Annotated in this window: 16 protein-coding genes; 5 read left to right on the top strand and 11 right to left on the bottom strand. The window is 71.5% G+C overall.

The window, feature by feature from the left end:
* Positions 1 to 253 precede the first annotated feature (253 nt).
* On the top strand, positions 254 to 1,282 hold the full coding sequence (gene recA / locus K8625_RS32340) for a recombinase RecA (RefSeq protein WP_223784880.1): 1,029 nt from the start codon (positions 254 to 256) through the stop codon (positions 1,280 to 1,282).
* Here recA and K8625_RS32335 read toward each other — a convergent pair.
* From K8625_RS32335 to pssA, 4 genes are all read right to left on the bottom strand, one after another.
* Entirely contained in the window at positions 1,279 to 1,788 is a 510-nt protein-coding gene (locus K8625_RS32335) for a DUF1285 domain-containing protein (RefSeq protein WP_223746455.1), read from the bottom strand. The genes recA and K8625_RS32335 overlap by 4 nt on opposite strands.
* Before the next feature lie 58 nt (positions 1,789 to 1,846).
* Positions 1,847 to 3,307 (bottom strand): hypothetical protein, encoded by a 1,461-nt coding sequence (locus K8625_RS32330; RefSeq protein WP_223784879.1) that lies wholly within the window; start codon positions 3,305 to 3,307, stop codon positions 1,847 to 1,849.
* Complete coding sequence (locus K8625_RS32325; RefSeq protein WP_223784878.1) at positions 3,304 to 4,566, bottom strand: CinA family nicotinamide mononucleotide deamidase-related protein; 1,263 nt, start codon at positions 4,564 to 4,566, stop codon at positions 3,304 to 3,306. Before K8625_RS32325 ends, K8625_RS32330 begins: the two co-directional genes overlap by 4 nt.
* A gap of 183 nt (positions 4,567 to 4,749) precedes the next feature.
* On the bottom strand, positions 4,750 to 5,610 hold the full coding sequence (pssA, locus tag K8625_RS32320; protein ID WP_223746452.1) for a CDP-diacylglycerol--serine O-phosphatidyltransferase: 861 nt from the start codon (positions 5,608 to 5,610) through the stop codon (positions 4,750 to 4,752).
* 123 nt (positions 5,611 to 5,733) lie between these two features.
* Between pssA and K8625_RS32315 the strand changes: the two genes are divergently transcribed.
* A complete protein-coding gene (locus K8625_RS32315; protein WP_223784877.1) occupies positions 5,734 to 6,855 on the top strand; it encodes an alpha/beta fold hydrolase in 1,122 nt (373 codons plus the stop codon).
* 19 nt (positions 6,856 to 6,874) lie between these two features.
* On the opposite strand, the gene K8625_RS32310 is transcribed toward K8625_RS32315, so the two are convergent.
* Complete coding sequence (locus tag K8625_RS32310; RefSeq protein ID WP_223784876.1) at positions 6,875 to 8,362, bottom strand: hypothetical protein; 1,488 nt, start codon at positions 8,360 to 8,362, stop codon at positions 6,875 to 6,877.
* Positions 8,363 to 8,812: 450 nt separating this feature from the next.
* On the opposite strand from K8625_RS32310, the gene K8625_RS32305 reads away from it, so the two are divergent.
* Positions 8,813 to 9,082, top strand: a complete 270-nt coding sequence (locus K8625_RS32305; RefSeq protein WP_002635502.1) for an HU family DNA-binding protein — start codon at positions 8,813 to 8,815, stop codon at positions 9,080 to 9,082.
* A 109-nt stretch (positions 9,083 to 9,191) separates the two neighbouring features.
* Here the strand turns inward: K8625_RS32305 and K8625_RS32300 are convergent, their stop codons facing one another.
* Positions 9,192 to 10,100, bottom strand: a complete 909-nt coding sequence (locus tag K8625_RS32300; protein WP_223784875.1) for a M23 family metallopeptidase — start codon at positions 10,098 to 10,100, stop codon at positions 9,192 to 9,194.
* Between the two features lie 596 nt (positions 10,101 to 10,696).
* Complete coding sequence (ltaE, locus tag K8625_RS32295) at positions 10,697 to 11,722, bottom strand: low-specificity L-threonine aldolase (RefSeq protein WP_223784874.1); 1,026 nt, start codon at positions 11,720 to 11,722, stop codon at positions 10,697 to 10,699.
* A 47-nt stretch (positions 11,723 to 11,769) separates the two neighbouring features.
* Between ltaE and nth the strand changes: the two genes are divergently transcribed.
* Positions 11,770 to 12,528 carry an endonuclease III gene (nth, locus tag K8625_RS32290; RefSeq protein ID WP_223784873.1) on the top strand — a complete coding sequence of 253 codons (759 nt, stop codon included), beginning with the start codon at positions 11,770 to 11,772 and terminating at the stop codon, positions 12,526 to 12,528.
* On the opposite strand, the gene def is transcribed toward nth, so the two are convergent.
* The 4 genes from def to K8625_RS32270 form a co-directional block, all read right to left on the bottom strand.
* Positions 12,488 to 13,015, bottom strand: a complete 528-nt coding sequence (def, locus tag K8625_RS32285; protein WP_223746446.1) for a peptide deformylase — start codon at positions 13,013 to 13,015, stop codon at positions 12,488 to 12,490. The two genes, nth and def, sit on opposite strands and share 41 nt — an antisense overlap.
* An 88-nt stretch (positions 13,016 to 13,103) precedes the next feature.
* The gene (locus tag K8625_RS32280) at positions 13,104 to 19,652 is read right to left on the bottom strand and encodes a response regulator receiver protein (RefSeq protein WP_223784872.1); all 6,549 of its coding nucleotides are present in this window, start codon (positions 19,650 to 19,652) and stop codon (positions 13,104 to 13,106) included.
* A 15-nt stretch (positions 19,653 to 19,667) separates the two neighbouring features.
* On the bottom strand, positions 19,668 to 22,061 hold the full coding sequence (gene priA, locus K8625_RS32275) for a primosomal protein N' (RefSeq protein WP_223784871.1): 2,394 nt from the start codon (positions 22,059 to 22,061) through the stop codon (positions 19,668 to 19,670).
* A 170-nt stretch (positions 22,062 to 22,231) separates the two neighbouring features.
* Positions 22,232 to 25,258: a sensor histidine kinase gene (locus K8625_RS32270; RefSeq protein ID WP_223784870.1), complete on the bottom strand. Its 3,027-nt coding sequence runs from the start codon at positions 25,256 to 25,258 to the stop codon at positions 22,232 to 22,234.
* 346 nt (positions 25,259 to 25,604) lie between these two features.
* Between K8625_RS32270 and K8625_RS32265 the strand changes: the two genes are divergently transcribed.
* Positions 25,605 to 26,276, top strand: a complete 672-nt coding sequence (locus tag K8625_RS32265; protein WP_223784869.1) for a GNAT family N-acetyltransferase — start codon at positions 25,605 to 25,607, stop codon at positions 26,274 to 26,276.
* Positions 26,277 to 26,325: the final 49 nt, after the last annotated feature.

Here is a 26,325-nt window from a genome sequence, read left to right as displayed (position 1 = left end):
CCAAACTTCAACGCAAAGCGCCGTGAATTCAGCAGACGGACGAGCAGCCGCTCGCTCATCCTGGAAATCCAGACGTGGGCTCGCCCTCCACCCCGTGAGACGCCCGCAGTCCCTCGCGGACGCCTCTCTTCATGTGTTCACAGGGAGTACCTCGCGGCATGCCTGTTGCTCTCTCCCGCGCCGATGCGTCGGGCGCCCCGCTCCGGGGCGACAGGGCGCAGCACGGACTCAAGGACAGGGCGGCGAGGGAGCGATGAGCAAGCTGACGGAGAAGCTGAAGGCAGTGGCGGCGGCGGTGGCGTCCATCGAGAAGCAGTTCGGACGTGGCTCGGTGATGACGTTGGGCGGGGACACGCAAGAGCACAAGGTCGCGGTGATTCCGTCCGGCTCGGTGGGGTTGGACCGGGCGCTCGGCGTGGGAGGCTATCCGCGGGGCCGCGTGGTGGAGGTGTTCGGCAACGAGTCGTCCGGCAAGACGACGCTCACGTTGCATGCGATTGCGCAGGTCCAGGCCGCAGGCGGCGTGGCGGCGTTCATCGACGCGGAGCATGCGCTCGACATCTCCTACGCGCGCAAGCTGGGGGTGCGGGTGGAGGAGCTGCTGGTGTCCCAGCCGGACACGGGTGAGCAGGCGCTGGAAATCACCGAGCAGCTCGTGCGCTCGGGAGCGGTGGACCTCATCATCGTGGATTCGGTGGCGGCGCTGGTGCCTCGCGCGGAAATCGAGGGTGAGATGGGCGACGCGCACATGGGTGTGCAGGCGCGGCTGATGAGCCAGGCCCTGCGCAAGCTCACGGGCGCGGTGAGCCGCTCGGGGTGCTGCATCGTCTTCATCAACCAGATCCGGATGAAGATTGGCGTGATGTTCGGCAACCCCGAGACCACCACCGGAGGGAACGCGCTGAAGTTCTACTCCTCGGTGCGCATGGAGATTCGGCGCACGGGCAACCTCAAGGAGGGAGACGCCGTGGTGGGCTCGCGGGCCCGGGTGAAGGTGGTGAAGAACAAGCTGGCCCCGCCCTTCCAGGAGGCGGAGTTCGATTTGTTGTACGGCAGCGGCATCCACCGTGCCGGGGAGGTGCTGGACCTGGGCGTGGCCACGGGACTCATCGACAAGTCCGGCAGCCACTTCAGTCTCCGAGGCGAGCGCATCGGACAGGGAAGGGAGCGCGCCGCGGAGTGGCTGCGTGAGCACTCCGACACGATGGAGGCGCTGGCCCGGGAGCTCGCGGGGACACCGCCGCTCCCCTGCCCCTCGCCCGCCCTGGAAGCCGCCGCCTAGACGGAGCCGGTCAACGACTCCAGGGAGAGCGCCACCGGGTGCTGGCGCTCTCCGGCGCGCACGACCAGCCCGCCATCCGGGCCCGACTCCAACAGCGCTCCGAACTGGTACTGGCCATCTCGCGAGAAGCGCGCCTTGGCCCGGCCCTGCTTCACCCGACACGACAGGACGCCCGCGCCATCCACCTGGAGCGAGTCCAGCTCCAGGGCCTCGGCGGTGCGGTCACTCAAGCGGATGGACACACGTGCGTCCGGCGTGACGTCCACGGTCCGGACTTCGTACGCGGCGTCCTCGACCTGCACGTAGCACCAGTCCTGCCCGATGCGCAGTTGGTAGCGACCCTCGTCGTCCAGGATGAGAGAGGCGTTGAAGAGTTCGATGATTTTCGGGTGCTCGATGGGCTCGTCGTCATGCCACCAGCGCAGGGCGGCATCGAGGCGGATGCCGCTGTCCTCGCGAGTGTGCCAGCGCTTGCCGGCGGGGGGCTGTCCGGTGGGAGGTTGCATGGCTCTTCTCTATCTGCGCGCCCGGCCCGGGGGTTTCAACCCCTCGGGAGGCAGCGCCCTACCAGTTCCGGACAAGCTCCGTGTAGCCACGGAAGGCCACCGCGCCCCAGAAGTTCACCAGCACGCCCAGCACCAGCGTGCCCATCACCACGCGCTGGCGGAGCGACCACCCCCCGATGGCGAAGAGCAACAGGAGGTAGGGCGTGTAGTCGAGGCTGAAGCGGAAGCCGAACTGCATGTAGCCCGTGTTCTGGTAGAACAGACCGGGCAGCGCGCACACGGCCACGGTGAGCCACAGGGGCCAGTGAAGGCGAGGCCGCAGCTTCGGCACCAGCAGGAAGACGAGCAACGGCAGCGTCAGGAGCAGCGTGAGCCCGCGCGGGTCATACCCGAGCTTGAGCGGCGACAGCGACAGGGAGGGCCACTTGAGGAAGGCGGCCTCCAGGTTGCGCCCCAGGTATTCCCAGTGGAAGAGCCCCCACCGGTCGATGTCCACGTTGACGCGGTTGTTGAAGAGATACGCGTGGCCGAACTCGCTCAGGCGACCGAAGCGATACACGTTGTAGCCGGCGGCGAGCAGGCCCAGGGGCGCGGCCCCCAGGGCGAACAGGCCCACCTTCCTCGCGGCCTGCTTCCAGTGGCGCCCCAGTTCCTTGAGCTGCTGCAAGCGGGGCTCGGGGCCCGGACACAGGGCCTCCAGCACGAAGAAGAGCCCCGCGAAGAACAGCGGCGTGCGCGTGAGCGTCGCCATGGAGAAGAACACACCCGCCAGGACAGGACGGCGGGCCCGCAGTGCATTGCGCACATAGAGGCAGGTGAGGGCCACGCCCATGACCTCGGCGCTGAACCACACCTCGCCACGGATGGCGCAGTAGAAGAACAAGGTCCCGAAGGCGAGCGTCAGCGCGAGCACGACGTTCTCGTCGCGGGTGCGCGCCGTCTCGCCTTCCCGGGCAAGGAAGCGCAGCAGCGAGTAGAACAGCGCCACCGCCAGCGCGCCGATGATGACGCCGAAGGAGGTGTCGTTGAACTGGTACCCGTGCAGCGCGACGAAGGGCAGCATCGCCACGGCGGGGAACGACGGGAAGCTCACGAACCAGCGGTCATCGGGCAGCGGCCGGCCCTCGCAGCGGACCTTCTGGCCATTCACCTGCCGCACACAGGCCCAGTCCTCCAGGTTCGGAAGCACCTGGGGGTCCACGTCCAGCCGCCCCTCCAGCCACCCCTGTGCCTGGTAGATGAAGTGCGGCGCGGCGCTCTGGCGCAGGAAGCGCTGCGAGCTGAAGCTGGCGAGCACGACGAACGCCACCAGGAACAACAGCACCTCCACCCGGTAGGCCGCGAACCACACGCGAAGGACGGCGCCGACCGAGCCTCCACTGCCCACGGGCCCGGCCGCCCCTTCGGTGACGGCGGGAGCGGCGGGCTCCACGGGCGCGGTGGCGGCGGGCTCGACCGCGGGCGCGGGCCGAGGCTCGGGCATGGACGGCGCGGGGCGCTTGGACTTGGAGCGGCTCATGATTGGGCGGCGGTCAGCAGGTGCTGCCGCAGCATCTCCAGGGTGTGGGAGGCAGCGAAGAGGCGCACGCGCTCCCTGTCTCCGGAAAAGGACATGCGCTCGCACCGCGTGGCGAACCCCGGCCCCGCGAGCGCGCAATACACGGTGCCCACCGGGTCATCGGGCGTCCCGCCTCCGGGCCCCGCATACCCCGTCACCGCCAGGCCATATGTGGCGCCGCAGGCGGCACGCACACCCTCGGCCATGGCCACGGCCGTCGGAGCGGAGACCGCGGTATGACGCTCGAGCACTTCGGTGGGGACGCCCACCCAGGCGGTCTTCATCTTCTCCGAGTAGACCACCGCGCCACCGATGAAGACGGTGCTCGACCCCGGCACCGCCGTCAGCCGCTGGGCGATGAGGCCTCCCGTGCAGCTCTCCGCCGTGGCCAGCGTGGCCCCGGCGCGCCCCAGCGCCGACAGCAGCGCGGGCGCGTACTCCTCGCCGTCCGCGGCGAAGACATGCCGCCCCAGCACGCGACGACACTCGGCCTCCACCACGGCCAGGGCCTGGTCGGCCTCGGCCTGCGTGGGCGCCTCCGCCATCAGCTTGAGGTGGTTCTCCGGCGCGTGCGTTCGGAAGCCGAACACCACCCTGGGGTGGCTGGGCACGAGGGGCGCCACGGCCAGGTCCAGTTCGGACTCGGGGATGCCGACGGTGCGCAGCAGCCGGAAGGCCCGGAACAGACGGCCCGGCCTCGACTCCAGCTCCGCGCGGATGCGCGGCAGCACCTCGTTGTCCAGCAGGGCCCGATATTCGCGCGGCACCCCTGGCAGGAAGAACAGGCGACAGCGCCCCAGCGTGAGCACGACGAGCGGCGCGGAGCCCGCGGGATTGCGCACCGGCTCGGAGCCACGGGGGATTCGCGCCATGCGCAGCGCGCTGGGATTGATGGGGATGCCCCGCGCCGCGTAGCGCTCGCGCAGCCACTCCAGGACCCGGGCGTCCTCCTCCAACGGAACCCCCGCGGCGGCCGCGGCACACTCCAGGGTGAAGTCATCCGCCGTGGGGCCCAGCCCGCCGGAGACCACCACGACATCCGCTCGCGCCGCGGCCTCGAGCAGCGTCTGGGTGATGTCCGGTCGGACGTCCCCGACGAGCACCACCCGCTCCACCTTCACGCCCAGGTCGAAGAGCCGGGCCTCCAGGTAGGTGCTGTTCGTGTCCGTGATGAGGCCGGTGACCAGCTCGTCACCCGTGCACAGCAGTTCGACCCGCATGGGGCGCGCATCCTAGCGACAGGCGAAGACCTCGGCACGGACGGATGCGTCTTCGGGCCCTGCCCTCCAGGCGGGAAGCCGGCCGGGTGTCTGGCAGCCTCCACCCTGGACCCGGCTGGCGAGCGGCCCCCCCCCGGGACGGGCCGGGCAGGACGTGCTGCCCGGCGGCCCGGGGGCTTCAGCTCAGAGGAAGGCGGGTCCGTTGCTGCGGGGACCTTCGCCGTCCTCGGACTCCTCGTCGTCGTCCTCGTCATCGATGACGCCAGCGACGGCCGCGGAGCCCGCGGCGAGCTTGCGCGCGGCCAGGTGCGTGCGCACCTGCACCGCGGACTCCACCAACCCGAGCGCGAGGTAGGCGCCACAGCAGGCCACCAGCAACCAGGCGGGATGATACTGCGTCGCGATGGCCACACCGGCGGCCACCATCAACATGAACACGGCCGCGCTCTTCCGGTTGGGGCGGGTGTCCTTGAAGGTGCGGTAGCGCACCGTCGACACCATGAGCAGCGACAGGCCCGCCACCGCCACCGCCACCGGGACGTAGGCAGACTCGCGCAGAGACTCCCCCTGCGAGGCCACGTGATGGGAGATGATGACCGAGACGAGCATGCCCGCGGCGATCGGGATGGGCAGGCCCACGAAGAAGCTCCCGCCCCCCCCGTGGGGATTGCGCGCCGCCAGCACGTTGAAGCGCGCCAGCCGCAGCGCGCCGCACGCGGCGAACGCGAACGAGACGAACAGCCCCGCGAAGCCCAGGGGCGCCAGCGCCCACTTGTAGACCAGCAGCGCGGGAGCCGCCCCGAAGGAGACGACGTCCGCCAGACTGTCCAGCTGGACACCGAAGTCGCTCTGCGTCTTGGTCAACCGGGCGACGCGGCCGTCGAACCCGTCGAAGAACATCGCGAAGAAGATGGCCAACGCGGCCTGGTAGAGGTGGACCGGCTCCGCCTCGCCCGCGCACAGCGTGATGGCATAGAAGCCACAGAAGATGGACGTGACAGTGAAGAGGTTCGGCAGCACGAACATCAGTTTCCGTAACTTCATCGATCCCTCGACTTCCTCTGATGCCCATGAGTTCCTGGCAGCAGGACGGCCGGAGAACGAACCTTAGCAGGGTTTTATTCGAGGAACCGTCAGACCCAGGGGTCGGCAAGGAGAGCAGGCGCGATGGGAGACGGGCGCTGGGTCGTGTGGGTGCTGGTCGCTGGCCTCGTCGTGGTGCTGGGGAATGTCCTCTGGGTGGCGCTGGTCCGGCGGTGGTACCGTCTACGCACGCCCCTTCCCCAGGCCTTCAAGGCACGGTGCGCGGACGGGTGGGAGGTGGCGGTCCATGTCCGGCGCGCGCCGGTGAGGCGCTTCGAGGAGCCGGTGCTCCTGTGCCATGGGCTGGCGGCCAACCGGTTCACGTTCGACTTCGAGCCCCCCTACTCCGTGGCCCACTACCTGGCCGAAGCGGGCTTCGACTGCTTCAGCGTGGAGTGGCGGGGCACCGGGCACTCACGCCTGCCACCGCGAGGGCGGCGGTACACCGACTTCACCATCGACGACCACATCCTGCAGGACGGGCCCGCGCTGCTGGAGCTGGCGCTGAATGAGACGGGCGCGAAGCGGGCGTTCTGGCTGGGGCACTCGCTGGGCGGGCTCGTCGGTTATGGGCTGGCCCAGGGGCCGGAGGGCAAAAAGCTCGCGGGGCTGCTCACGCTCGGCGCGCCCGTGCACTTCAAGTCCGAGCCGTTCCTGCGCACGCTCATCTCGCTCGGCGTGCGCGCCGCGTGGCCGGCCCGCTTCCGACAGGAGTGGATGAGCGCGAGCCTGGCGCCGTTCCTGGGCTACGTGACGCTGCCCCTGTCCGACCTGGTGGTGAATCCGCTGCACATCCCTCCGCGCATCCAGCGGCAGGTGTACGCGAACATGATGTCGTCGATGAGCCGCAAGGTGCTGCTCCAGTTCCAGGACTGGATCGAGCACGATGCGTTCCGCTCGTTCGACCGCACCCGCGACTGGCGCGCGGGCATCGCCGGGCTCCAGCTGCCCATCCTCGTCATGGGCGGAAGCGCGGACCGGCTCGCCACCGCGGAGAACGTGGAGAGCCAGTTCGCCCTCGTCACCGCGCCGGACCGCACCCTCCACGTCTTCGGCAAGGACCGCGGCGACGCGATGGACTACGGCCACGGAGACCTCGTGTTCGGCAAGGGCGCTCCCACGGAGGTCTATCCCGTCATCCGTGAGTGGCTCGAGAAGCATGCCACGCCGCTCGGCGCCTCCGCCGCGCCCCCGCCGCCCGCCTGAGCCGCCGCGTGCCCGCGGCTCAGCGCGGCCCCGGTGCGGGCTCGACCGTTCGCTTCACGCAAGGCAGCTCGGTGCCACGCGAGTCCTCGCTGTCCACGCGCCCCAGATGGATTCGCGTGGCCCCGGTGCACTCGGCCCCGACCAGGCCCTGGCCGCTCTTTCTCGAGCGGAGGACGTCCACGCGGAGGACACCGTCGCCCATGGCCGACAGGGCCGTCCGCGCGCTGTCGCGCACCTCCACGCTCCGGGCATCGAGCGTCGCGAGCGTGTCCGCGAGCAACGCGGCCTGACCACAGCGTTCGAGGTCCGCGTCACGCAGCGCCACCCGTGCGTTCTGCGTCGCCAGCACGCAGGCGCCCGAGGCGCCCCGCACCACCACGCCCTCCACGTCCGCGACGACCTGGCGCAGGTGCAGGGCGTCACCCGTGATGCCGTCCGACGAGTGCACGCGCGACACGATGGCATCTCGCAGCCGCAGGCGACCTCCCACCGCGAGCACCCCATACTCCTCCGCGGCCTCCACACGCAGCCGCCGCACCTCCACCTGCGAGCCCGTGAGCTGGAGCGCGCCGTGGCTGCCGCTGCCCCGCACCACCACGTCCTGCAACACCACGTTTCGCGAGGCGACCACGGCGAGCCCCGCGCGCCCGGCGCCCACGGACTGGAAGCCGCGGACCTCGAGCCGAGGTGACTGCACCACGGAGAGCGCGAGCTCGTGGCCCGCCACACTTACCTCCCGCAGCACCAGCGTGCCCTCCACCACCGAGAACGCCGCGCCTGTTCCCGCCTGGGCCGACGAGCGCCGTACCTCGGCGTGGCCGCCATCCATCCCCAGGGCCGACACCGCGCCCGAGACGACCACCTCCTCCAACAAGGCGGAGGCCTGCGCGCCGCGAACGCGCACGGCCCGGCGGAAGGGGCCCGTGAAATGGATGTCCCGGAGGCGCGTGGTCCTCGGTGACACGGGCGCCACCGCGGCCTCCGGCGGGGCCTCCAGAACCACGCCCACGGTCTCCGGAATGCTCGCCTCGAAGCGCGAGGACTCGGCGTCGAATCGGCCGGCGCGGACCTGGACGCCGCCTCGACGCTGCCCGGTGAAGGACACCTTCTCCGCGCGCACCTGCCGGCCACGCGTCACCTCCACCCCCCAGGCCCCCCCTCGGATGGACAGGTTGCGAAGGAGCGTCACGCCCTGCTCGGCAACGAGGGGGTGAGCCGCGTCCGCGGCGCTTCGTGATTCCGGGCTCGGCGCGTCGAGGACCGGGGGCAGGACCTTCTGCTCGGCTCCCTCGGCTCGCAGCACCACGGCCTCCGGGCCCTCCGCCACCAGCACCGTGGCGGGCCCCTCGCCCTCCAGCCGGACACCCTCGGGCAAGGTGAAGCTCCCCCGGTACTCCCCCGCCGCCAGGTGCACCGTCACCACCCCTGGCCGCCCCAGGGCCTCGGCCAGGGACGACCACGGTCTCTCGCGCGTGCCGTCCCCTGGCCCCGGGGTCGTACCGTCCACCCAGAGCTCCGTCCGCCCGGACTCCGGCCTGGAGACGACCGCGGGCGCCTGGGCCGAGGGGCCCGGACTCCGGCAGGCGCCCAGCGCCAGGATCACGACGGTCGGAAACGTTCGGAAACGCACGAGAGGCAGCAGCCTACCCCATTCCGGCCCCGCCCCGCCCGGGCGCGATCAGCCACACACGCCAAACGATCGGAATCTCAAAGACTTTCTTCCAATCACGATCAGCCAGAGTGCTTTTGGCGTGTGATTTCCGCGCGGTGTGTCGGTGGCTCCGACGTGGATTCCCCACTCTGTCTACGCCCGGTGTTTCACCGAGCCAACTTTTCGTCCGGAGGCCGATTTTCCGGCCTCGGAACGCGGTCAGCATTGACAGGGAAAAGAACGATTTGTTACCACCGGTTGGCTTTCGCGCATTCAAGGCCAGACAACGCAGGACGGAGGGGCGTAATGACCAAGGCAGAGCTCGTCGAGGTGGTGGCGGCGCAGACACGTCTCACCAAGAAGTCGGCGGCGCAGATCCTCGACATCGTCTTCACGAACATCGGCAAGGCCGTGAAGAAGGATGCGCGCTTCAGCTACCCCGGCTTCGGCACGTGGTCCGTGCGCTCCCGCAAGGCGCGCAAGATCCGCAACCCCCAGACGAACGAGATGATGAAGCTCAAGGCGTCGAAGACCATCGGCTTCCGCCCGGCCAAGGAGCTCAAGAACTCGCTGTGAGCTGACGCCACCCCGGTCCAGCCCGCGGAGTCCCCGGGACTCGCGCTGGGCCGGGCTCCTCCTCAGGGGCGCTGCCTTCGTGGGTGGCGCCCCTGATGCGTTGCGGGCCTCAAGAGCCCGTCGCGCCGCGGGCCACGGGCGGCGCGCGAGGGCGCTCGTCACCGGCGTCCTCGAGCGCGTCCAGCGGGTCCACCACCTCGCTGTCCTTCCACAGCTCGAAGTGCAGGTGCACGCCCGTGGCCAGCCCCGTCTCGCCCGCGAGCCCCACCGCGTGGCCCGGGTCCAGTATCTCGCCGGGCTCCACCAGCACGCGGGACAGGTGGCTGTAGCGCGTGAGCCAGCGGCCCTCGTGCTGGACCTCCACCTGGAGGCCATGGTCGCCGTTCCAGCCCGCTCGCAGCACCACGCCCTTCGCGGCGGTGTAGATGATCTGCCCCTGCTTCGCCGCCAGGTCCACGCCGAGGTGACGGCGCTGCTCGCCCCGGATGGGGTGCCAGCGCTGACCGAAGACGCTGGTGATGGTGACCGGGTCCACGGGCCAGGCCAGCCGGGGCAGGCCGTCCGCGTTCTCCGGGTGCTCGAGCCGGCGCAGCTCCGCCATGCGGACCGCGAGCCGTCCCACCCTCAGCACCACCGCCTCGGCGAGCGCACCCGGCATGTCGCCGTACGTCCTGCCGTCCTGCTCCAGCTCGGTCTCCAGGACGCTTCGGGCCTTCGCCACGTCGCGGGCGTCCGTGCGCTCCAGGGCGCGCTCCAGGAAGGCGTCGAGGACGCCGTTCATCACCTCCCAGCCCTGCACCTGTGCCAGCGGCATCGGGCCGCCCCGGGCCACCTTGCGGCGATGGGCGCGGGCCCGCTCCGCGAAGGTGGAGAGGGCGCCCTGCAGCGCCTCGGAGGGCTCCGGCGAGGCCATGCGCGAGAGCGTCCGCGCGGGGGCGGGCTGGGGCTCGCGGGGAGCGACCGGGGCGGGCTCGGTGTCGACGTACTCCGAGGTGTCGTAGACCTCGTCAAAGCTCATCTTCTGCTCCGACCGGGTCGAGGAGCAGGCACAGAGACCGACGAAGGCGAGGAGGGGCAGTCGACGCACGGCCCGGCGAGCGTACCACGCCCCTGCCGCGAGGCATGCCCACCCCGCCCCCCGGTGCAGCAGGCAAGGGAGCTCGGCCGAGGGGCTCCATCCGTTGGCGCCGAGCCCGCATCCGCGTTGCGCCCAGGGCACACCAGAGTCGCCGCGGGCCCTGCCCTGCGGCGCTGCGTCCCGCGGCCACCGCGCGACATGCTCACGGATTGAACGCCCAGGCTGCCCGGCGGCGACTGCCGGCACAGCAAGCGCGGATGCCGTGTCCACGATGACGGCAACCCATCGCATCGAAGTGAAACGAGAGGGGCCTGACCTGAGCACGCGGTGGACGCAGGCAATCGCCTTGTCGATGCCGGTGGCGGACGTGCTCCGCGGTGTCACCCCACGGCACAGCTCGCGCTGCCGGGCACTCACGCGCGACGGCAGCGTGCGACGTACGCACGCCGTGGCCTTGTCTCGAGGCCCGTGGCGGACACCTTCGCAAGGTGCGGCCCTCCACGGTCCAGCTCAAGCCGCCGGGCGCGGCACGCGCGCTACTTCAGCGCGCGACGCACACGCGCCACGGCCTCGTCGATGTCCGCGGCGGACACATCCAGGTGCGTCACCAGGCGCACCGTGTGGGGGCCGCCCGCGGGGTTCGTCAACACACCTTGGGTGCTCAGCAGCGGCACCACCTCCCGGGCCGGACGCGCGAACTCGGCGAAGACCATGTTCGTCTCCACCCGCTTCACGTCCACCTTCACGCCCGGCACCTCCGCGAGCCCCGCCGCGAGGCGACGCGCGTTCGCGTGGTCCTCCGCGAGCCGCTCCACGTGATGCTCCAACGCGTACAGCGCCGCGGCCGCGAGGATGCCCGCCTGACGCATGCCTCCGCCCAACCGCTTGCGAAGCCGGCGCGCCTCGCGGATGAGGTCCGCACGTCCCACCAACGCCGAGCCCACCGGCGCTCCCAACCCCTTCGAGAAGCACACCGCCGTCGTGTCCGTCAGCTTCGCCCACGACGACGCGGGGACTCCCGCCGCCACCTCCGCATTGAACAACCGCGCGCCATCCAGGTGCACCGCCAGCCCCGCGTCACGCGCCACCTTCACCACCTGGGCGAAGCGCTCCACGGACCACACCGCGCCACCGCCCCGGTTGTGCGTGTTCTCCAGCGACAACAACCGCGTGCGCGGATTGTGGATGTTCTCCTCGCGCACCGCCGCCGCCACCACCTCCGGCGACAACACACCCCACTCGCCCGGCAAAGGCTGCGGCTGTACGCCCCACAGCGCCGGAACCGCGCCGCCCTCGTAGTGCAGGATGTGACTGCCCGCCTCGGTCAGCACCTCGTCCCCCTGCCGGCAGTGCGCGCCGATGGCCAGCTGGTTGGCCTGCGTGCCGGAGGGCACGAACAGCGCCGCCTCCAGCCCGAGCCGCTCGGCCACCTTCGCCTCCAGGCGCAGCACCGTGGGGTCCTCGCCATAGACGTCGTCGCCGACCTCCGCCTCGGCGATGGCTCGCCGCATCGCCGCGGTGGGCTTCGTGACGGTGTCGGAGCGAAAGTCGATGGGCTTCATGGTTCTCCCGAGAGTGGACACAGCCGGTGCTTGGGGACCCGGCAAGGGTGACATACAACGGCCGCGTGCCCGGACGTGAGACAGCGGCGGCGAAGCGCGAGCGCGCGGTGAAGGTCATGGAGCGACTGGAAGCCTCCATGCCCGACGCGCGCATCGAACTGGACTACCAATCCCCCCTGCAGTTGCTCGTGGCGGTGATGCTGTCCGCCCAATGCACCGACAAGCGCGTCAACATGGTGACGCCCGCCCTCTTCCAACACTTCCCCGACACCCAGGCGTACGCCCAGGCCAAACCGACCGACGTGGAGCCGTTCATCCGCACCTGCGGCCTGTACCGCGCCAAGGCGAAGAACATCGTCGCGGCGGCGAAAATCCTCGCCGAGAAACACGGCGGCAAGGTGCCACTCGAGCGTGACACGCTGGCGGAGCTCCCCGGCGTGGGCCGCAAGACGGCGGGCGTGGTGTGCATCCATCTGGGCGGCGACAACGCCTTCCCCGTGGACACGCACGTCAAGCGGCTCGCGTACCGGCTCGGCTTCACCCTCCAGGAGGACCCCGACAAGGTGGAGGCCGACATGCAGGCCGTCCTGCCCCCGGAGCGCTGGATGATGGGTCACCAGCTCCTGGTGTGGCACGGACGACGCACGTGCTTCGCCCGCTCGCCCGAGTGCGCCCGCTGCGTCGTGGCGGAGCTGTGCCCGAAGAAGGGCGTCGATGCGCGTGAGGCGGGGCCGGAGAAGTCCCCGGCTCGCGTGAAGAAGACGGCTACCGCGAAGCGCCCAGCTCGTTCTCGCGCGAAGCCTTGAGGCGCTTCATCCGCTTGCGGATGAACTCGCGCTTCAGCGTGGAGACGTGGTCCACGAACACCGTGCCGTTCAGGTGGTCCGTCTCGTGCTGCACGGCGATGGCGAGCAGTTCGTCACAGCGCAGCGTCTGCTCGTTGCCGTCCACGTCCAGGTACTTCACCGTGACGACGGCGGCGCGGTCCACGTCCTCCGACTCACCAGGGATGGAGAGGCAACCCTCGGTGTAGGTCGTCTCGCCCTCCAGGGTGATGATTTCGGGGTTGATCATCGCCAGGGGCTTGGACTCGGGCTGGCGGGGCGTGGTGTCCAGGACGATGACGCGCTGGAGCACGCCCACCTGCGGCGCGGCGAGCCCCACGCCATCGGCGGCGTACATCGTCTCGAACATGTCCTTCACCAGCGCGCGGACGGAGTCGTCCACCTTCGTCACCGGCTTGGCCTTCTGCTTCAGGATGGGGTCGGGCCAGATGAGGATTTCACGAACCATGCGGGCCGTCTTAACGCCCCCCGCGCGGACGGGCAACCCCGCCCCGGCCGCCGCCCGCCCTCCCTTCGCGCAGGACGTCCACCCCACGTCAGTCAAGCAGGCTCCGTGCATACTCGGCGCGCAGTCGGTCATCCCCCAGGGCCTGGGCCGCCTCGGACAACACGCTGCGAATCTGCTGCGCGCGGTGCTGGAGGGCCGGGTCCGGATGACCCGCGAAGCGCAGGGGGTGGAACTCGGCGGTGAGCAGCTCGTAGGCCCGCTTGACCTCCTCGCCGCCCGCCGTGCGCGCCAGCCCCAGCACGGTGAAGTAGTCCGCGTCTTGAATCTCCTCGAACTTCGACTCCAGCCGGCGAACGTCCAGCTCGGGAGGCAGCTCGTCGGAGTCCTCGGTGCTCGCGGGCTGGAGGGTGATGAGGCCCAGCGTCCTCGCCACCGAGAGGGCCTTCAGCGCCGAGTCCTGGGGCAGCCCCGCCCCGAGCAGCAGCGCCTCCAGCGTGTGCTCGCCGTCCACCTGGGAGAGCAGCTGCAGGTCCCTGGCGGGCAGGCCGAAGTCGTCGGGCGCGAGGTGCAGGTCGCCACGGGTGACGCGGGCGCGCAGGCTGCCGGCGGCCTCGAGCAGGGACTCGGCGGTCAGCGTGTTGCGCAGGGACTCGGCCAGGAGGAACAGGGGCGGCCGGGTGGCGGCGGCGAGCGCCACCTCGTGTGGCACCGGCTCCTGGACCAGTCGGTACAGCGTGGAGGGCTCGGAGAGGGCGTCGAGGAAGACCTGCTCCGTGTAGCGCTGGACCAGGGGCACGGACTCGGACTCGCGCAGATAGCCGCGTCCCCGGAGCGCGTCGAGCAGCGCGCCGGTGGTGGCGCTGCGCACCAGCCGCAGCTCGCCTTCCTGCCGCGCGTCGATGAGGCCATCCGCACGGGCGCGGTCGATGAGCGACTCACCGGGAGCCGATGAGACGGCGCCCACGAGCAGGCCGTCTCGCAGCCACAGCACGCGCAGCGCGTTCATCACCTTCAGCTCCAGGCGCACCTCCATGCGCGCCTCGCAGAGCCGGAGCACCAGTCGGGCGAGACCTTCCTGTGTGACGCTGCCGCTGCGCGAGACCGCGAGCTCCGGACGTCCTGGAGGTGCCTCCAGGGGGAGCAGCGCCGCTCGGGCCTGCGCGGCGGCCTCCTCGGCCTCGCGACGCCCCCGCTCCTCGAGCTCCAGTCGCTCCTGCTCGGCGCGGACACGCTCCTCCGCGGAGTCCTTCTCCAGGCGGGCCTTCTCCTCGCGCAGCGCCTCCAGGGCCGCGCGGGCCTCCTCGTGCTCCGTGCGCAGGCGCGCGAGCTCCGCATCCGTCTGCTCGAGCTGTCCCTGAAGCTGGGTGGCGCGGGCCTCGGCGGCGCTCAACGCCTGGGCCTGTTCCTCGATGCGCGTCTCCACGGCGGCGCGCTGACGGGCTTCCGCCTCCAGGCGCACTTCCAGGGCGGTGCGGTGACGGCCCTCCGTCTTGGCTCGAGCCTCCGCGTCGACCAGGGCCTGCTCCGCCTTTCGGGCGCGGGCCTCGGCGTCCGCGCGGACCTCGGCCTCGGCGGCGGCTCGCGCGTCCGCCTCCGCTCGCTGACGGGCTTCTGCTTCCGCTCGCGTCTCCGCGACGACTCGCTGCTTCGCGTCCGTGTCCGCTCGGGCCTCGGCATCGGCGCGCTGACGGGCCTCCGACTCGGCGAGCGCCTGGGCCTGCTTCGTCTCGGATTCGGTTTCCTCGCGCCGCTTCGCCTCGGCTTCGATTCGGGCCTCGGCCTCCTCGCGCAGCTCCACCTCGAACGCGGCCTCGGCTTCGGCGTCCTCGCGCCGCTTCACCTCGGCTTCGATTCGGGCCTCGAGTTCCGCGCGCTGTCTTGCCTCGGCCTCCGCCCTCGCTTCGGCTTCCTGGCGCTGCTTCGCTTCGGACTCGGCTCGCGCCTCCGCGTCCTTGCGCTGCGACTCCTCAATCTCCGCACGGGCCTCGGCTTCCTTGCGCTGCTTCTCCTCGGCCTTGGCGCGAGCCTCGAGTTCCTTGCGCTGCGACTCCTCAATCTCCGCGCGGGCCTCGGCCTCCTTGCGCTGATTCTCCTCGGCCTTGGCGCGAGCCTCGAGTTCCTTGCGCCGTGATTCCTCGGCCTTGGCGCGGGCTTCGAGGTCCTTGCGCTGCTTCTCCTCGGCATTGGCGCGCGCTTCGAGGTCCTTGCGCTGCTTCTCCTCGGCCTTGGCTCGGGCCTCGAGTTCCTTGCGCTGCTTCTCCTCGGCCTTGGCGCGCGCTTCGAGGTCCTTGCGCTGTTTCTCCTCGGCCTTGGCTCGGGCTTCGAGCTCCTTGCGCTGTTTCTCCTCGGCCTTGGCTCGGGCTTCGAGGTCCTTGCGCTGCTTCGCTTCGGATTCGGCTCTCGCTTCCGCCTCTTCGCGGCGCTTCGCTTCGGATTCGGCTCTCGCTTCCGCCTCTTCGCGGCGCTTGGCTTCAGCCTCGGCGCGTGCGGTGGCTTCCTCTCGCTGCTTCTCCTCGAGTTCCGCTCGCGCCTCGGCCTCCTCGCGCGCCTTGGCTTCCGCTTCCGCTCGGGCTTCGGCCTCTTCACGAAGCTTCGTCTCGGCCTCGACCTTCGCTTCGGCTTCGGCGCGAGCCTGCTCCTGGGCTTCGGCCCGGGCTTCCGCCTCTTCGCGCGACTGGGCCTCCTGCGCGAAGCGCTCTCGTGCCTCAGACGAGGCTTGGGTCTCCAGTTGCGTGAGCGCCTGGACCTCGGCCCTGGCGCGCGCCTCCGCCTCCTGGCGCGCCTTGGCTTCCGCTTCCGCTCGCGCCTCGGCTTCGCTCCTCGCTCGCGACTCCAGCTCCGCCTGGGCTTCCGCTTCCGCGCGAGCCCTCGACTCCGCCCTCGCTCGAGAGTCCGATTCGAGCCGGGCCGCATCCGCGACCTCCGCCCGGGCCTCGGCCTCTGCTCGGGCCAGGGCCTCCGCGCCCGCCCTCGCCTCCGCTTCGACGAGCGCCACTTCCGCGGACTTCACTCGTGCCTCGAGCGCCTGTCTCGCACGGACCTCCGCCTCGGCTCGCGCCTCCGCGTCGACACGGCCCGCGGCCTCGTCCTCGAGGCGGAGCTCGACCTCCTTCATCGCCTGCGCCGACGCGGCCTCTCGCGTTTCAGACTCCGCGAGCTTCGCCTCCAGCTCCACGAGCCGGGCCTGCGCCTCCGCCCGGGCGAGCGACTCACGGTCGGCGCGCTCCTGCGCATCATCCCGGGCGATGAGCGCCTCGCGGACCTCCGCCTCCGCGCGCGCCAGGGACTCGGCCGACTGCTTCGCCTGCTCGCGCGCCTCCGACGTCGAGGTCTCCAACAACGCGCGCAGCTCGATGAAGTCCTGCTCTCGCGACTCGATGCGTCCGAGCGTCGCCTTCGCGGCCTCGTCCACGGAGGCCCGCGCGCGCGCCTCTGATTCCGCGAGCGCCTCCGCCTCCACCAGTCGCGCCTGGAGCTTCGCGAGCTCCGTGCGCAGGGTCTCCGCCTCCGAGCCACTGCGCACACCCTGCTCGGACTCACGCTGGCGAAGCAGCTCCAGCTCGGCCTCGATCTCCCGCCGCGCACGCGCCTCCCGCGCGAGCGCCGCCGCGTTCTCGTCTTCTCTCGCTCGGGCTTCCTGGAACTGCTGGTCCACCTCCGCCAGCAACGTCGCGTCGCCAGAGCGCTCCTCATCGAGGACCTCGAGCCGCGTCTGGAGCGATTGGAGCTGCTCCGTCTGTCGGTCTCGCGCGGTCTCCGCGTCCACGCGCAGCGCGGCTTCGCGGTCCAGGATGGTGCGCAGGGACTCGCTCAGCTCGCGGGCCTCCTGGGCCTGTCGCTCGGTCTCCTGGCGAAGCGCGCGCTCCTCATCCAACGCGGCCTTCAGCGCGTGGACCCGCTCGTGCGCTTCCTCCAACTGGCGCTCGAACTCCTCCCAGCGCGCGCGCAGGGTCGGGTCGTCCACGGTGCTCGCCGACACCGCGTCCGCGGTCTGCTCCGGCGCGGTTCCGACGGAGGGCTCATTCGGCCCGGGCTCGTCGGGAGAGGCGGTCCTCGCGGTCTCATCCGGAGACTCCGTGTCGGCGTCGAACCACCCTTCGCTCGCGGAGGGCAGCGTCGAAGCAGGCAGCTCGGGCTCCGCGTCGAACCAACCGGAGGAGGCCTCGGGCTCTTCGGGAGACGCGACGGCTCGCGCGTCCGCATCCGCTCCCGACGCGGTGGGGTCGGAGGGCTCGACCGTGTCAGCCCAGCCCGCGGCGACGTCCGCCATCGAGGTGTCGGCGTTGGCTCCCGCCGTCCCCCAGCTCACCGCCACGCCGGATGCCGAGGCGTCCGCCCTGGCGCTGGTCCAATCGTCGTCGTCCCCTGGCTCCGACTCTCCGAGGGCAGCGGGTGGAGTCGTGGACTCGGCCGACTCCGGTGCATCACCGGAGGGCTCCGGATGCGCTGCTTCCGTCGTGCCCTCTCGAGTGTCGAGGGCGGGCGCCTCGAGGTCGCTGCCGCTCGAGGCCGTGACGTCCGGAGGCGACTGCTTCTCGTCGGACTCGGAGTCGAACCAGTCCTCGCCCACCTGGCGGTTGTTGGCGGACTCGGGAGGCGTGCTCGCGGGGTCTTCGTCCTCGGCTCGGACCTTGGCTTGGAGCTCGGCCTCCAACACGTCCCAGGGCGAGGCAGGCAAGGCCTCTTCTTCTTCGCCTGTCGCTTCGGCGGAGGACTCGGTTGAAGGTGCATCCGCGCTCGCGTCGATGTGCGCGGGCAGGGTCGGTTCATCCGACGTCGTGAAGCCCTTCGCGGCGTTCTCGACCTCGGGGTCGGGCGGAAGCTCGGTCCAGGCAGACGCGTCGACCGGCTCGGGTACGCGTTGCTCGGCATCACGCATCGCGGCCAGCTCCGCCTCGGCCGCCGAGAGCGCATCGCCTTGTGGCGCGGGAGCGTCGACGTCGAAGAAGCCTTCTTCACCGAGCTGCGGCGACTGGGTCTCGGGCCGAGTGGCGGCGGAGACGGGCTCCTCCGTCCAGGCGAGCTTGCCCACCGGCAACGGGGCTTCGTCCCCCGCCGAGGACGCGGCGGACCACTCCGCGGAGACGGCCCCCGTGTCGGAACCACTCACGCCATACAGCACGGTCGCTGGACCGCCTGAGGCGCCACTCGTGCTCCCGGCGTCTGACGCGGGAGGCTCGAAGCCAGCCGAGAACGTGTCGTCTCCCGCTCCCTCCACCATCGCGTCGGGGCCCGGAGCCATTGCGTACCCCGTGTCGGTTCCCTCCGCGGGAGGCGCATCCGCGCCGTCGGACAGTTGCGCGTCAGCGGGTGACGTCGTGGCCGCCGTGAAGCGGGCCTCCGCGGACTGGGGCGACGTGGCCTCGAACGCCCCCTGTTCCGTGGGCTCGCTCGTCCACTCGTCGCCGATGGACGCGTCGTCAGCGCCCTCGCCCAGGAGGTCGCCGCGCTCGTCGGTGACGGCTCCCGTCCACGGCGCGTCGCCGTACACGCGGGTGTCTCTTCCGACACGAGCCACGCCTGGCGGTGTTCCCCATGCATCGGCGCCGTAGTCATCCGACGCATCTCCCTGCTCGGGAGCGACACCTGTCCAATCCGTGCCGTCGTTCGTGCTCACGGAGTCCAGGCCGGGTGTGGTGCCGTGCTCCGGAGTCCCCTCCGTCATTCCATCGCCACCGTAGGCGTCCGCGCCCGAAGGCGTGCCCTGTTCCGCCGCGTCGTCGAACCAGGTCTGCGGACCGTGGGCTGCTTCCGGATTCGCAGCGGGGGCCGTTTCCTGCTCGGTCCATTCAGCGTTCTCCGTCGCCGGAGCCTCGCCCTCCCACGACGGTGCATCCGCCTGGGGCCCCGCGGCGCCATCGCCCGGAAACGCGGACTCGCCCTCGCCCCGGAACACCTCGTCCGCGGGCAGCGCGCTCTCGTCGAACGCGCCCTCCCCCGCCACCGCCGCGCCCCAGTCCTCGCCGCCTCCCGCCAACGCGGTCTGCGCCGAGGCCAGCACCGCGGCCTCCTCCTCCTGCTGAACCTTCTCCAGCGTCGACTGCACGTCGAGCGGCGCGCGCCGAGCCTGCTCCTCGTGCTCGCTGCGCTCCTCGCGCGTCATCGCCGCCAGCTCCCAGTCCGTCTGGTGCAGCGGCGCCAGGTCGCCGAACAGCGCGTTCGCCAGCGTCGGGTCCCCACCCACCGCGGACCCGGGCGCCGTGGCGTGCCACGTCTCCGCGTCCTCCGCCCCCTTCGCCTCGGGCATTCCCGGCAGGCTCCGGTTCTCCAGCACATGCCACGCGTCCGCCGCCGACGGCGCGCGGATGAGCGAGTCCACCAGCTCCACGAAGCTCGTCCCATCCAACGGCAGCGGCGCCACCGGCGCGCTGAACCCCGCGATGGGCTCGCCCAACAACAGCACCCGGGCCACCTTGCCGTCCGGATGCTGGAGCAGCTCCTCCAGCACCAGCCGACCCCGGCCGCTCTCCACGCCAGGAGCCAGCACGATGAGCGCCGGCAGGTGATGCCCGTAGGCGATGAGCGCATCCGCGGCGGAGGTCGCGAGGATGACCTCGTGCCCCTCACGGGTGAGCAGACGCCGCACTGCGGCGATGGTGGCGATGTCGTCGTGGACGAGGAGGACCGGTGCGCCCATGGGGGGGCACCGAGTCTACAGCATGGCCCCCGGATCCACGTCGAGGACGACCTTCACCGCGGAAGGAACGTCGGCCAGGGCCGTCTCCACCCTGGCGAGCAGCGGGGCGAGCGCCACATGTGTCGGCCCCTTCAAGAGCAGCTGCCAGCGCGTCTTCCCCCGGATTCTGGCGATGGGCGCCACCGCCGGCCCCAACAGCCGCACCCCCGCCGACGCCGGGGGCATGTTCCGGGAGACGAGGTTGCCCAGGTGCCGGGCCACGCTGGCCACCTGCTCCGGGTGCTCCCCCTCCAGTCGAATCGAGGCCATGCGCGCGAAGGGCGGGTACGCCAACGCCTTGCGCCACTCCAGCTCCTGCTGGGCGAACCCGTCGAAGTCGTGCGCCAGCACCCGCTTCACCGGCTCCGCGTCCGGGTTGTAGGTCTGCACCAGCACCCGCCCCGGGTCCTTGCCCCGCCCCGCCCGCCCCGCCACCTGGGTCAACAGGTGGAAGGTCCGCTCGGCGGCCCGGAAGTCGGGAATGGCCAGGGACGTGTCCGCCATGACGACACACACCAGCGTCACGCCCGGGAAGTCGTGCCCCTTGGCCACCATCTGCGTGCCCACCAGCACGTCCAGCTCCCGGCGGGCGAACGAGGCCAGCAGCTCCGTCAGCCGCTCCGCGCTGGTGGCCGAGTCCCGGTCCAGCCGCGCCACCCGCGCGTTCGGGATGCGCTCGACGACCTCCGCCTCCACCCGCTCCGTGCCGATGCCCAGCCTCAGGATGGGGCCCGTGCACTCCAGGCACCGCTCGGGCACGGGCATCGTCAGCCCGCAGTAGTGGCACACCACCCGGTTCTGCGAGCGGTGGTGCGTCAGGCACACGTCGCACGAGGTGCACTTGAGCGACAGGCCGCACACCTCGCACAGGAGCACCGTGCTGTGGCCCCGGCGGTTCAGGAACAGGATGACCTGCTGGCCCTTGGCGAGCGTCTCCTCCATGGCCTGCAGCAGCGGCGGGCTCAGGATGGGCGCCTCCTCCGTCACGATGCCCTCGCGGGGGCGCTCCTGACGCAGGTCCACCAGCTCGATGGAGGGCATGGGCCGGTCATCCACCCGCCGCTTCAGCTCGAGCAGCCGATAGCGCCCCTTCTTGACGTTCTCCAGCGTCTCCAGCGCCGGCGTGGCCGAGCCCAGCACCACCACCGCGCTGGCCTGCTTGCCGCGCACGACGGCCAAATCACGCGCCTGGTAGCGCAGGCTGTCGTCCTGCTTGAAGGACGGGTCGTGCTCCTCGTCCACGACGATGAGCCCCAGGTTCTCCACCGGGGCGAACACCGCCGAGCGCACGCCCACCGCAATCTTCACCTCGCCCCGACGCAGGGCCTGCCAGTGGAACAGCCGCTCGCGGTCCTTCAGCGCCGAGTGCAGCACCGCCACCTCCGCGCCGAAGCGGCTGCGGAAGCGGCCCACCAGCTGCGGCGTCAGGGCAATCTCCGGCACGAGGATGAGGCTGCTCTTGCCCAGGGACAGCGCGTGCTCGGCCGCGCGCAGGTACACCTCCGTCTTGCCGCTGCCCGTCACGCCGTGCAGGAGGAAGGGCTGGAACGCGCCCGCGTCCAGGGCGCCGCGCAGCTGCTCACCGGCGGCGGCCTGTTCGGGGGTGAGGCGGTCGGGGCGGCCCTGAATCAGCCCCTCCTTCACGCCCGCCTCCAGCTTCTTCTCCTCGATGCGCACGAGGCCCTTGGTGGCCAGGCTCTTGAGGTGCGCTCTCGCGCCGGGAATCGCGTGGCTCACCTCCTCCAGCGGGGCGCTGCCGCCCACGGCCAAGAGGTACGCGAGCGCGGCGGACTGGGCATGCGCGCGCGCGAGCGCCGCGGGCACCTCGTTGACGAGCGCCACCGCGAACTGCTGCACATCTGGCTGGGCCTCCTTGCCGTCCACGGGCTTGGACAACCCCGGGGGCAGCGCGCCGCGGATGACCTCGCCCAGGGGGTAGCGGTAGTGCTCGGCCGCGAAGCGCAGGAGCGCGATGAGGTCCTTGGGCAGTGACGGCGAGTCCTCCAGCACGCGCTGGATGGGCTTGAGCCGGACCTTCTCGCCCAGCGTCACGGTGGAGGGGCCCAGGTAGAAGCCGAGCGCGGTGCCTCGGCCGAAGGGCACGAGCACGCGCTGCCCCGGGGCCAGGTTCCCCAGGAGGGCCTCCGGCACGGAGTAGGTGAATTCACCCCGGACGGGGCGGGCCACGGCGACGGAGGCCAGGACGGGAGGGTGCTCGCTCACTGCGAACGCCACTGTAGCGGCCTGTTCCGGTTGGGACAGTTCCCGGCGACGTCTCGCACCCAAGGTACGCAGCGGGATGGAACCCCTGGTGGAGGCCTCCTCCGCGTCGTCCGCCGTCGGCTCGTCCCACAACGGTCGCTGTTCCATGGCGCTCCCTTCGACCCACCGCCCCTGCCCCGTCCGTCCTGCTACCGGGGTCCACAGTGCCAGGGCTGTCTGACATGGGCGTCCCGAGGGACGTGGGCCGTCCGGCGCCAGCGCGTGCTCGCCCACCACCCGTCCGGGCGTGCGAGCCGTCCGACTCCGGCACGCGGACCTCAGCGCCGACCGAGCCGAGGCACCAGTCGCCGCAGTCCCTCCAGTGGCCGGCGCAGATAGGCGCGCTGGGCTTGCACCACGACCTGGATTTCGGTCCCGCGTCCCTCGCCGCTGATGATGTCGAGCCGGCCGCCGACCTTCTCGGCGCGCTCGCGCATGCCGCGCAAGCCCCAGTGCCCGGCGCGTCCGCCCCGCTCCAGCGTGGCCACGTCGATGCCTCGGCCGTCGTCACGCACGCACAGCCGCAGCTCGGGGTGCTCGAACAGCAGGCTCACCTCGACCTCGCGCGCCTGGGAGTGCACGAACGCGTTGCCGATGGCCTCGCGGCCGATGCGATAGAGCTCGTCCGCGACCAGGGGCTCCAGCGTGCGCGCCTCGCCCCGCACCACCATGCGCAGCCGGGGCCCCTCCCGCTCGTCGAGCTCCCGCGCCAGGGACGTGAAGGCCTCGGCCAGGTCGTCCTTGCTCGCGGAGGTGTCCCGCAGGGAGCTCACCCGGTCCCGGCCCTCCGTCAGCACGGAGTCCGCGCGGTCCAACGCGGACTCGAGCCCGAGCCGCGCATCCCCCGCTGGAAGACTCGACGTCACCACGTGCACGTTGAGCACGAGCCCCTGGATGCCCTGCAGCAGGGTGTCGTGCAGCTCCCGGGCGATGCGCTCGCGCTCCGCGTGGCGCTCCTCCAGGCGCAACCGCAAGCGCTGCGTCACGCGCCACATCCGCAGCGCGTACAGCAGCCACAGGAGCCCCGCGCCTCCGACGACACACAGCACCGCGAACGCGCGCGTCTGGAAGAAGGTCGGCGCGATGTCGACCTCGAGCGACGCGCCCTGCTCGTTCCAGACGCCGTCCTCGTTGGCCGCCATCACCTGGAAGCGATAATGGCCCGGCCCCAGGTTGGTGTACGTCGCCTCGCGCCGGGCGCCCGCGTCCTTCCAGCCGTCATCCACGCCTTCGAGCCGGTAGCGGAAGGTGACCCGCTCCGGCATCCCCAGGCTCAGCGCCGTGTAGGCGATGCGCAGCTCGCGCGTGCGCGGCGGGAGCGCCAGTCGCGCGGTGCCCGCGTACGACGTCTCGCCGGAGGACACGGAGCGAATCATGACCGGCGGGGGCAAGGCGTTGCGCTCGATGCGGCGCGGGTCCATCCAGCCCAGGCCGTTGACGGCGGCGAACCAGAGCCGACCGTCTGCTCCCCGCACCAGCGTGGGCAACGGGCGGATCTGCTGCGCGCCGCCGGGCATGCCGTCGTTCATGTCGAAGCGCTCGACGGGCATCACGAAGTCCGGCTCCGCCAGCGCGCGGCGCAGGTCCTCCGCGGCGATGCGCGCGCCACCCGCCTGGCCGTTGAGCCACAGTGCTCCGTCGTCCGTCTTCACCAGGCCGGTGAGGCCCGTCAGCACCTCGGCCTGCGTCGCCTTCAGCATCCGGAAGCGCGCGCCGTCGAACGCGGCCAGCCCCAGCGCGCCGCCCACCAGCGTGGTCTCTCCAGGGAGGATGGCCGTCACCGTGCCGGTGCGCAGGCCCTGTGCCTCGGTGAAGGAGCGCACGTGCGCGCCCTCGAGGATGACGACCTGGTTGGAGCTGTAGCCGAACCACAGGCGGCCCTGGTCATCCAGCACCGCGCGCGCGGGCGGCAGGTCCGGCAGCGCGGCGAGGCCCCCCTTCGGCGTCCAGGTCTCCCCATCCAGCCGGTACACCGTCGAGGCGCGGAATGAGACCCACAGCCGGCCCTCGGCGTCGCGCACGATGGCCTGGATGCGCTGTTCCTCTTCCTGCTCGGGGCGGGAGAGGGTCTCCACGTGGCCGGTCTCCGGGTCGAAGCGCCAGAAGCCCGACGAGCCGCCCAGGAGCAGGCGCCCGTCCGAGTCCAGCAAGGTGGCGGTCATCTCCCCTTCGATGCCGGGCACGCGGACCGGGGATGCCTCCAACCGCCACCAGAAGTCGGTGTTGCGCACCCGCATGGCGGAGCCCGACCACACGCGGCCCTGACGGTCCGCCACGAGCGCGAAGTAGCTCGTATGCGTGGGGAAGCGCAGGGTGGCGACGTCATTGCGCCGGAAGCGGTCCACGCCGAGCTGGGTGCCGACCCAGACGTTGCCCTCGCGGTCCCGGAACAGCGTCATGGCCGCGTCCGACGAGAGCCCCTCGCGAGCGCCGAAGACATCGGTCGCCTCGGTGCGCCGGACGAACCGCCCCCCTTCGAAGGGCTTCGCGACCCGGCAGATACCGCCTTGCGGACACCCGACGAGCCAGTTGGAGCCATCCCGGTCGAAGACGGAAATCACCGCGTGGCTGCTCCACGCCTCGGCTGGGACGTGGGCCGAGGGCGCTGGAAAGCCAGGTCCTCGCAGGGGGCTGGCGCCGCGCTCGTCGTACCGCCAGAGGCTCCCATCGTGGCCCAGGACCAGGGAATGCAAGGTGGGGCCGTCGTGCTCCACGCGCTCGAAGCGACGGGTCCCGGGTCGCAGCACGTACACGCCGCTCGAGCCCACCATCCACAACGCGCCGCTCACGTCCTGGAGGCTGTCGGACCATTCATCCTCCGGCAGCCCCCAGCGAGCGTCCGCACGCGACCAGCCGCCCGCCTCGAAGACATGCAGCCCCTGGGGCGTGTGGGCCCAGGCACGCCCGTCGCCGTCCTCGTCGAAGGACTCCACGGGCTTGCCCTCGGGCAGCCCGCCCGGGGCGAAGTGGCGCACCTCGCCGCCCGCCCCGAGGACACTCGCGCCGCCGAAGGAGTAGCCGACCCAGAGGTCTCCGTTGCGAAGGGCGTGAAGCACGCCCACCGAGCGCGACGCGAGGCTCCCCTCGGGCAGCAGGTCGTGGCGCTCGAAGTGGACGCCGTCGAAGCGATACAGCCCCGAGGCCGTCCCCAACCACAGCCAGCCATCGCGCGTCTGCGCCATGGCCCAGACTCCGGCGGGCGCGCCGTCCTTCTGGGTCCACGCCGTGTGATGGAAGTCCTGGAGCGTGGCGTTCCGAGGCGCCTGGGCCCACGCCACCGACGAGGTCAGGACGAGCGCGAGCACGAGCCCACGGAGTCGTCCGCTCCTGTCATCGCATCGCGCCGGCCCGGGGGTGGCCTGGCCCCCGTCACATCGTGGTCGAACACCCATCGGGGCGCACCATAGAACGAGTCCCCATCCCGGCCAGGGCCCACGTGACGCGAGGGCTCCGACGTGAAGCCGGTCGGTTCGCCCGCGACCTGGCTGGCACGAAGGCGAGCGTGTCACCAGGTGCTCGGCGGAGGCCCTGGGTGGTGAGGCTCGCTCCAGGGATGGCGCACCGCGGAGGCGCCTGACTTCAGAGCAGGCGGACGGCACGAGCGGGATGACGGACCCGCGCAGGGTGAGCCCGGGCTACAGTCCCTGACGCATGAGCGTGAGCATCGAGAGCCTGGGGCCGGAGCTGTTGGGACAGGTGGGCCCGATGTGCGCGCGTGCCTTCGATGACTACCCGTTCCTCGCGGAGCTCTTCCCCGGCCCCTCCGAGCGCCGGGCGCGGGTGTCGGCCGAGTTCTATCGGGCCACCGTGGAGGACTGCCTCGCGCACGGCGTGGTGCATGCCACCGTCGCGGACGGGCAGCTCACGGGCGTGGCGGCGTGGTTGAGTCCGGGCGGCTTCCCCCAGTCACTCGGACGGCAGGCCGTCTTCCTGCCCACGCTCTGGGCCGGACTGCGGTACTTCCCAGGGCGCGCGCGGCTGGCCCTCCAGGCGCTGGCGAGGCTGGAGCGATACCACCCGCACACGCCGCCCCACTGGTACCTGGCCACCATCGCCGTGGACCCGGCGCACCAGGGCAAGGGCGTGGGCGCGCGGTTGATGCGCGCGGGGCTGGCGCTGGCCGAGGAGACCCGCGCGCCGTGCTTCCTGGAGACGGCCAAGGCCTCCAACCGCGACTGGTATCAGGGCTTCGGCTTCGACCTGCAGCGCACCGAGCCCTGCTTCGACGGCGGCCCGCCGCAGTGGTTCATGTGGCGCCCCGCGCCCGCGCACGAGGCGCCCCGAGCTGACTCCGACGTCGCCCGGCGCACCTCGGGGGCATAGCAGGACGCACCCGCGAGCATCTCGCGCGAGGTGGCGGTCCGCCGACGAG

This window comes from Myxococcus sp. AS-1-15, assembly GCF_020037055.1.
Lineage (GTDB): Bacteria > Myxococcota > Myxococcia > Myxococcales > Myxococcaceae > Myxococcus > Myxococcus fulvus.
The sequence above is the reverse complement of the archived record's forward strand: the minus strand, read 5'-3'. Positions and strand labels throughout refer to the sequence as shown.